Source organism: Micromonospora desertarenae, from assembly GCF_056150265.1.
Window position 1 is genome coordinate 287,568 of record NZ_JAXCFQ010000009.1, and the last position, 8,409, is coordinate 295,976.

At 76.2% G+C, this 8,409-nt stretch carries 6 protein-coding genes; 4 read left to right on the top strand and 2 right to left on the bottom strand.

The genetic code is table 11. The features are described from left to right. The first annotated feature begins 3 nt into the window (after positions 1 to 3). From SM577_RS20465 to SM577_RS20480, 4 genes are read left to right on the top strand one after another with little or no spacing between them, the layout of a single operon-like run. Entirely contained in the window at positions 4 to 1,953 is a 1,950-nt protein-coding gene (locus SM577_RS20465; RefSeq protein ID WP_474587730.1) for an SUMF1/EgtB/PvdO family nonheme iron enzyme, read from the top strand. Between the two features lie 4 nt (positions 1,954 to 1,957). After that, positions 1,958 to 4,111, top strand: a complete 2,154-nt coding sequence (locus tag SM577_RS20470; protein WP_474587731.1) for an alpha/beta hydrolase-fold protein — start codon at positions 1,958 to 1,960, stop codon at positions 4,109 to 4,111. Next, complete coding sequence (locus tag SM577_RS20475; protein ID WP_474587732.1) at positions 4,108 to 5,319, top strand: CaiB/BaiF CoA transferase family protein; 1,212 nt, start codon at positions 4,108 to 4,110, stop codon at positions 5,317 to 5,319. Before SM577_RS20470 ends, SM577_RS20475 begins: the two co-directional genes overlap by 4 nt. Then, the gene (locus SM577_RS20480; RefSeq protein WP_302921419.1) at positions 5,319 to 6,140 is read left to right on the top strand and encodes an HpcH/HpaI aldolase/citrate lyase family protein; all 822 of its coding nucleotides are present in this window, start codon (positions 5,319 to 5,321) and stop codon (positions 6,138 to 6,140) included. The genes SM577_RS20475 and SM577_RS20480 overlap by 1 nt, the downstream gene beginning before the upstream one ends. A gap of 197 nt (positions 6,141 to 6,337) precedes the next feature. On the opposite strand, the gene SM577_RS20485 is transcribed toward SM577_RS20480, so the two are convergent. Beyond that, positions 6,338 to 7,024 (bottom strand): DUF305 domain-containing protein, encoded by a 687-nt coding sequence (locus tag SM577_RS20485; RefSeq protein WP_474587733.1) that lies wholly within the window; start codon positions 7,022 to 7,024, stop codon positions 6,338 to 6,340. A gap of 77 nt (positions 7,025 to 7,101) precedes the next feature. Continuing rightward, positions 7,102 to 7,995, bottom strand: a complete 894-nt coding sequence (locus tag SM577_RS20490; protein ID WP_302921421.1) for a DUF1996 domain-containing protein — start codon at positions 7,993 to 7,995, stop codon at positions 7,102 to 7,104. Positions 7,996 to 8,409 lie beyond the last annotated feature (414 nt).

Here is an 8,409-nt window from a genome sequence, read left to right on the forward strand (position 1 = left end):
CCCGTGAGTTTCAACCCGTACGTGCCGCGCCCGATCGACCGGCCCACCGAGGTGCCGCTCGGCGGGGACGCCGACCTGACCGCGCTGGACGAGGCGAAGATCTTCGCCGCCCCGGACGACCCGGCGGACTGGCCGGCCTGGCGTGACCAGCTCACCCGCTGGCGCGCCGACGCCCGGGCCCGGCTCGGCTACACCGGCGCGCACTACGACGAGATCCCGCTCGACTGCTTCAGCGTCTGCCTGGCCTGGCTCTGGGACGAGACGCTCTACGACCACGAGCGCGGCGTGTTCACGGTCGAGGACTTCCTCGACGCGGCCGACCGGGACTTCGGCGGCTTCGACGGGGTGGTGCTCTGGCACGCGTACCCGGTGATCGGGCTGGACGAGCGCAACCAGTTCGACTGGTACCGGGACGTGCCCGAGCTGCCCGAGGTGGTGCGCGCCTTCCAGGCCCGCGGGGTCCGGGTGTTCGTCGACTACAACCCGTGGGACACCGGCACCCGGCGGGAGACCGGCACCGACGCGCAGGAGGTCGCCGCGCTGGCCGGCAAGCTCGGCGTCGACGGGGTCTTCCTGGACACCCTCAAGGAGGGCGCGGACGAGCTGCGCCGCGAGCTGGACGCCGTCCGGCCGGGGATGGTGCTGGAGGGGGAGAGCCGGGTGCCGCTGGCCCGGGTCGCCGACCACGCGATGTCCTGGGCGCAGTGGTTCGCCGACTCGCCGGTGCCCGGGGTGCTGCGGGCCAAGTGGTTCGAGCGGCGGCACGTGCTGCACCACACCCGCCGCTGGCACCGCGACCACCTCGACGAGCTGCACTCCGCCTGGCTCAACGGGGTCGGGGTGCTGGTCTGGGAGAGCGTGTTCGGGGTCTGGGTCGGCTGGAACGACCGCGACCGGGCGGTGCTGCGGGCGATGCGCCGCATCCAGGCCAGCCACGCCGCGTGGTTGCGCGCCGAGGACTGGGTCCCGCTCGCCGACCACCCGGGCACCGGCCAGGTGTACGCGTCCCGCTGGACGCACGGCGGCGTGCCACTGTGGACAGTGGTGAACCGCGGCGGCGACCACGACGGGCCGTGGCTGGTCACCGAGGCGCGGCCCGGGCGGCGCTTCGTCGACCTGGTCACCGGTGCCGACCTGACCGCCACCCCGACCCCCGGCGGCCGGGTGGCGGTGGGCGGCCCGCTGCCGGCCGGCGCGATCGCCGCGGTGGTCGCCACCGACGCCGCCGTGCCGGCGCACCCCGCCCCGACCGGCGACCCGTCCTTCCCGGCCCGGGCCGCGGTGCGGCTGCGCACGCCGTGGGCCCCGCGCGCCGAACCGCCGGCCGGCATGGTGGCCGTCGACGGCGGCCGGCGGGACCTGCTGGTGCGCTACCGGGTGCGGGAGACCGGCCTGTACGGGGAGACCCCGTACGTCGACGAGTGGAAGCCACTGCCGCCCCGGCTGCACCACACCGGCACGCTGCGCCGCAGCGTCCAGCTCGGCCGGTTCGCCATCGCCACCGACGAGGTCACCCACGGGCAGTACGCCGAGTTCCTGCGCGCCACCGGCTACCGGCCGGTGCGCCCGGAGCGGTTCACCGCCGGGCAGGGGCCGGCCGACGCCCCGGTCACCGGGGTCGACCTGGCCGACGCCCGGGCGTACGCGGCCTGGGCCGGGCTGCGGCTGCCCACCGAGGACGAGTGGCAGGTGGCCGCCGAGGCGGGACTGCTGCGCCGCCGGGAGCCGCTGGTGTGGAACCTGACCGAGAGCGAGCACTCCGACGGGCGGACCCGGTTCGTCATCGTCAAGGGCGGCGCCGCGTACCGGGCGGAGGGCTCGGACTGGTACTTCGACGGTGGCCCGCAGCCGCCGGACGTGTCGGTGAAGCTGCTGCTGACCGGCGCCGGGCTGACCCGCTCCGACCAGGTCGGCTTCCGCTGCGCCGCGGACCTCTCGACCGGACAGGAGTGACCTGATGAGCAGACGCTGGCGGATCGGCGGCGGGGTGGCCGCCGTGCTCCTCGCCCTCGGGCTGGCCGGCGCGGCCCCGGCCGCCGCGGAGCGGCTCCGCGCGGGCACGCTGACCACCGCCGCGGCGCCGTCCCCGGCGCTCGGCGGCGACATCGACTACACCGTCTACCTGCCGCACGGCTACGACGCCGCCGGCGACACCCGCTACCCGGTGCTCTACCTGCTGCACGGTCGGGGCGACACCATGGCGGCGTGGACCCGGGTGAAGGCCGACCTCGACCGGCTGATCGCCGCCGGCGAGGTGCCGCCGGTGATCGCCGTGCTGCCCGACGCGCCGTGGAGCAACCGCGGCAACTGGTACGTCGACTCCGCGTACACCGGCGCGGACGACCCGGGCCGGCCGGTGGAGACCGCGCTCACCCGGGACCTGGTGGCGCACGTCGACACCACCTACCGCACCGCCGCGCACCGGGGCGCCCGGCTGGTCGGCGGCTACTCGATGGGCGGCGCTGGTGCGCTGCGCTACGCGCTGGCCCACTCCGACCTCTTCGCCAACGCGCTGGTGCTCAGCCCGGCGGTGTACCGGCCGCTGCCGCCGGCCGACTCGTCGGCGCGCGAGTTCGGCGCCTTCGGCTCGGGCGAGCAGCGCTTCTCCGACGAGGTCTACCAGCGGCTGAACTACCCGGCGCTGCTGCCGGGGCTGGACCCGGAGTCCCCGGTGCGGATGTACGTCGCGGTCGGCGACGACGAGTGGGCCAACCCGGACCCGGCGGACGCGGCGCACGACCTCGACTACGAGGCCGCCACGCTCTACAACACGGTGCGCCGCGCCGACGGGGTGGCCGCCGAGTTCCGGGTGCTCGACGGGGGGCACGACTGGGACGTCTGGCGGCCGGCCTTCGTGGCCGGGCTGAAGCACCTCGCCGGCACGTTGAGCGTCACCCCGCCGGCGGGGCTGCCCGGGCCGGCGTACGGCAGCGCGGGCACCGACTGGGCCGGCGGCGTCGCCGCCCACCCGGACGGTGCCACCACCCTCGGCTACGCGGCCTCCGGCCCGGTGGCCGGGCAGCCGTACGCGGGCGGGCTGGACGCCGTGGTGAGCCGGCTCGACGCCGCCGGTACCCGGTGGACGACCCAGTTCGGCACCCCGGCCAACGACCGGCTCTACGGGGTGGTGCCGCTCGCCGACGGCGGGGTGATCGCGGCCGGCTACACCCGCGGCGACCTCGACGGCGCGCACCCCGGCAGCCCCGCCGACGACGGCTTCGTGACCCGGCTGACCGCGACCGGCCAGCGGTCCTGGCTGACCCAGGCCGGCGACCGGGCCAAGGCGGACCGGTTCTACGCCGTCGCCGCCGCCCCGGACGGCGGCGCCTACGTCGCCGGCTACACCAGCGGCTCGTTCGACGGGTCGACCCCGGCCGGGGACAAGGACGCGGTGCTGGCCCGGATCGCCCCCGACGGGTCGGTCGCCTGGAGCCGGCAGCTCGGCGGCGCCGGCGAGGACAAGGCGTACGCGGTGGCGGTCGACGCCGCCGGCGTCTACGTCGCCGGCAGCACCACGGCCGGCCTGCCCGGCACCACCGCGCTGGGCGGCGCCGACGGCTGGCTGGCCCGGTTCGACCAGGCCGGCGCGCGTAGCTGGGTGACGTCGGTGGGCGGGGCAGGCGACGACCTGCTCGGCGGGCTGGCGGTCAGCTCCACCGGCACGGTGGTGGCGACCGGCTCGGTCGGCGGCGAGGCCACCGCCGGCGGCACCGACGTGCTGACCGTGGCGTACACGGCGGCCGGCCGGCAGCGCTGGCGGACGGTGACCGGCGGCCCCGGCGCCGACGGTGGCGCCGACGTGGTGGCCCTGCCTGACGGCGCGGTGGCGGTGGTCGGATTCACCGGCAGCAGCCTCGGCGTGCCGGTCGGCGGCGCCGACGTGCTCACCGTGCGGCTGGACGCCCGTGGACGGCAGCTCGGGGTCGCCCAGTACGGCACCGCCCGCGACGACGCCGCCGACGCCTTCGGCGAGGAGAACGTCTACGCCACCCTCGGCGCGGACGGGCGGCTGCGGGTCAGCGGACTCACCGCCGGTGCGGTGCCGGGCGGGGCGCTCGGCAACGGCGACGTCTTCCTCGCCACCATCGACCCCACGAAGGGAACGCCGTGACCAGCGCAGCCGAAGCGGGCCGGCCCGGCCCGCTCGACGGGGTGAAGGTGGTCGACCTGGCCACCCTCTTCGCCGGGCCGCTCGCCGCGGCGTTCCTCGGCGACTTCGGCGCCGACGTGGTCAAGGTGGAGCACCCCGCCAAGCCCGACCCGTCACGCGGGCACGGCCCGGCGAAGGACGGCGTCGGGCTGTGGTGGAAGGTGCTCGGGCGCAACAAGCGCACGGTCACCCTGAACCTGTCCGACCCGAAGGGCGCCGAACTGCTGCGCCGGCTGGTCGCCGACGCCGACGTGCTGGTGGAGAACTTCCGCCCCGGCACCCTGGAGCGGTGGGGTCTCGGCCCGGCCGAGCTGCACGCGGTCAACCCGCGGCTGGTGATCACCCGGATCAGCGGCTTCGGCCAGGTCGGCCCGTACGCCCGCCGGCCCGGGTTCGGCACGCTGGCCGAGGCGATGAGCGGCTTCGCCGCCGCCACCGGTGAACCGGACGGGCCGCCGACCCTGCCGCCGTTCGGGCTGGCCGACTCGGTCACCGCGCTGGCCGCCGCGTACGCGGTGATGCTGGCGCTGCGCGGCCGGGAGCTGACCGGCGCCGGGCAGGTGGTCGACCTGGCCATCATCGAGCCGATCATGGCGATGCTCGGCCCGCAGATCACCTGGTACGACCAGCTCGGCTACGTCCAGCCCCGGCTGGGCAACCGGTCCAACAACAACGCCCCGCGCAACACGTACCGCTGCGCCGACGGGCGCTGGGTGGCCGTCTCCACCAGCGCGCAGAGCATCGCCGAGCGGGTGCTGCGCCTGGTCGGCCGCCCCGAGCTGGTCGACGAGCCGTGGTTCGCCACCGGCAGCGGCCGGGCCGCGCACGCCGACGAACTGGACGCCGCGGTGAGCGCCTGGGTCGCGAAGCGCGACCGGGACGAGGTGGTGGCCGCGTTCGAGGCGGCGCAGGCGGCGGTGGCCCCGGTCTACGACGTGCGGGACATCCTCGCCGACCCGCAGTACGCCGCGCTGGGCACCATCCGCACGGTGCCCGACGAGGAGCTGGGCGAGGTACGGATGCAGAACGTGCCGTTCCGGCTCTCGGACACGCCGGGGGAGATCCGGCACGCCGGGCGACGGCACGGCCAGGACACCGACGCGGTGCTGCGGGCCCTCGGCGTGGCCGACGCCGAGCTGGCCGAGCTGCGCGCGCAGGGGGTGATCTGATGCTGCTCACCTGGCTCTACGTGCCCGGCGACCGGCCGGACCGGTTCGCCAAGGCGGTCGCCTCGGGCGCCGACGCGGTGATCCTCGACCTGGAGGACGCGGTGGTCGCCGGCCGCAAGGCGTACGCCCGCGAGGCGGTCGCCGAGTTCCTCGCCGAGGAGCACCCGGTGCCGGTGCAGGTGCGGGTCAACGAACTGACCGGGCCCGACGTCGACGCCGACCTGGCCGCCGTCGCCGGGCGGCCGGGGCTGTCCGGGCTGCGGCTGCCCAAGGTGGAGTCGGCCGCGACGGTGACCGCGCTCGCGGCCCGGGTGGAGGTGCCGCTGCACCCGCTGGTCGAGTCGGCCGTCGGCGTGGAGGCCGCGTACGCCATCGCCACGGCCGATCCCGCGGTGGCCTCGATCGGTCTCGGTGAGGCCGACCTCCGTTCCGACCTGGGCGTCACCGACGAGGAGGGGCTGACCTGGCCGCGCGGCCGGATCGTGGTGGCGGCCCGCGCGGCCGGCCTGCCGCCGCCGGCTATGTCGGTGTACGCGAACGTGGCCGACGCCGACGGGCTGGCCGCCTCCTGTGCCCGGGGCCGGCGGCTCGGCTTCCTCGGGCGGGCGGCCATCCACCCGCGCCAGCTCCCGGTGATCGCCGAGGCGTTCCGGCCGGCGGAGCGGGAGGTGGCCCGGGCCGAGGAACTGCTCGCCGCGGTGGCCGAGGCGCAGACCCGGGACTCCGGGACCGTGGTGCTGCCGGACGGCCGGTTCGCCGACCGGGCGATGGTGGCGGCGGCGCGGCGCACCGTCGACCTGGCCGCCCGGTACGCCGCCTGAGCACCGCCGGCCGGTGCCGGCGGCGGTGCTCGCCCCGCCCGTACGGCCATCAGGGCTGGTCGCGCCCGGCGCCTGCCGCGTCGGGGAACCGGTCGTCGTCCCTGTGCTCCGCTTCACCCCACGCGGTGGTCGGCCAGCCGATTCGTTGCCCGGGTCGAAGCGGTGCGGAGGTGGGCGGGTTGTCGCCAGCACCGTCGCTACCGTGGGGCCGGGCTGGTCGGGGGGTCGAGCCGGTCGAGGCGAGCGAGGTCGGCACGGCTCTGCCGGGCGATCGCGGCGGCGAGCGCGGTGGTCCCCGGATGGTTGCCCGCGCGTTGCTCCGCGGCGGCGAGCCGGACCACCTGCGTCAGGTGCGCGCGCAGGTGGCGGGCGAGCAGCCGCCGCAACGGCACGCCGGCGGCGGCCCGGAGCGCCGCGAGGTCGTCGGCGGTGACCATGCCGGGCATGTCGTGGCCCTCGTGCGGGTTGGCCGCCGGCGCGCCGGCGTCGGCCAGTAGCCGGCGGCACCGGGCCAGGTCGGCGCGGTGGACGGTGCCGAGCCGGACGGCCAGCAGTCGCCAGGCGGGGTCGCTGGTCCCGTCCGCCACCAGGTCGAGCGCCGGGAGCATCCGCTCGGTCATCGCCAGGTGCACCTGGAGCCAGGCGACGTCGGTCGGGTTGAACGCACCCGCCACGCCGCCCCCCGACGTGCTGGCGCCCGGAGCGGTGACGCCCGACGCGGTGCCGCTGGCGCCCGACGCGGTGCCGTCCGGGGTGGCGGCGCCGTCAGACGTCGGGGCGGGCGCGGCCGGGCGCGGCGGAGCGGCGGAGGGGCCAGCGCCGCCGGTACAGCCCACGACGAGCAGCGCGACGGCGACCAGGACGGACGGTACGGCCGGGCGCATCCGGCCTCCTCTCCGCCGAGCGGGGAGCGGACCCGGGGTGCCAGCGGGTCCGCTCCCCACCGGGCCGGACGGTGGGATCAGAGCGGCCGGCCGTCCGCCCCGCACTTGATCACCGGACGGATGCAGTCCCGGACCCGGCGGGCCATCTCCTCGACCGGCCAGGCGTTGAAGAAGTCGCCGTGCATGGTGTAGCCCGGTCCGGAGGCGAGCCGGAGCCGCGCCGGGTCACCGCTGACCGGGTAGCGCAGCACCTGCCGCAGCTTCGGCACCGGCACCGGGTGGCTCGCCGGGCAGGCCTGGTTCACCGGGTACGCCATGTGGCTCTTGTGGTCGGGGGAGTCCAGGTCGCGGCCGTTCCAGCACTGCGGGAAGTCCAGGTACGACTCCAGCATGGTGCCGGCCGGGCAGGTGACGAAGTCCTTCGACGGCGGCACGTGCCCGGCGTGCAGGCAGGACCAGCGGGCGATACTGTCGTTCGGTCCGGTCGCCCGGGCGTTGCCGGCGACGATCCGCAGCCCCTGCGGGATCGGCTCGGTGCGGGCGACGACGTCGCTCCGGACGCCCTCACCCAGGTAGTAGAACGTGACGATGGTCGGCTCGACCGGCACGTTGTCGCGGTAGAGCGTCGGCACCCAGTACGACGAGACGTCCACCCGGGGATTGCAGGTGCTGGTCGAGTTCAGCAGGTCGGCCAGGTCGGTGTGCGCGTTGGTCACCCGGCTGCCGAAGAAGCTGTGCATGTGCGAGGCGCCGGGCAGCCCGGGGAAGATGATCGGGTCGTCCGGCAGCCGGTGGCTGTACGGGCAGTCGGCGGGGAACTCGGCGACCCGGATGACGTTGGCGACCGGGGCGGCGTCGGCCCGCGCGCCGGTGAGCACGACGTACGTGCCGAGGAGCGCCAGCAGGGCGCCGATCGCTGTCGCGCGGCGCGACCGGCGGCGGGTACCGGAGAGGGGTGCGGCCCTGTCCATCTCGTGACTCCTGTCGGGGTACGGGTCAGGGACGATCCGGCGCCGCCGCCGAAAAGGCATCGGAGGTCCCTGGCCAGAACTGTGGTGGTGGTGTGCTGTGCCCGGGGCGAGTGAGAGAGCGCTCTCTCGTCAGAGTGGGCCTCGTGTCGATACTTGTCAATACGTGTCCGGGTGCTGGAACTGGCTCCCCTCTCGCTCCCGGGCTCTGGAACCCGCCCGCGCTCTCGGCTCCCGGCTCCCCGCCCGCGCTCCGGGTGCGCGCCCGGGGTCCGCGCTTCGGATCGTGACTCGGGTCTGGAGACGCCGAAGGGCCGGCCCCCGGGTTGGGGGTCGGCCCTTCGGCGTTTGGTGTTCTTGGGTTGTCGCCGGTGTTCGTCAGGCGGTGTAGCCGCGGGTGGCGATCCAGTCGGCGAG

What these genes read in the sequence shown, in the direction of transcription:
- SM577_RS20480 (WP_302921419.1), top strand. Translation starts at nt 5,319, where the DNA reads ATGCTGCTCACCTGGCTCTACGTGCCCGGCGACCGGCCGGACCGGTTC.
- SM577_RS20485 (WP_474587733.1), bottom strand. Translation starts at nt 7,024, where the DNA reads ATGCGCCCGGCCGTACCGTCCGTCCTGGTCGCCGTCGCGCTGCTCGTC.
- SM577_RS20490 (WP_302921421.1), bottom strand. Translation starts at nt 7,995, where the DNA reads ATGGACAGGGCCGCACCCCTCTCCGGTACCCGCCGCCGGTCGCGCCGC.
- SM577_RS20470 (WP_474587731.1), top strand. Translation starts at nt 1,958, where the DNA reads ATGAGCAGACGCTGGCGGATCGGCGGCGGGGTGGCCGCCGTGCTCCTC.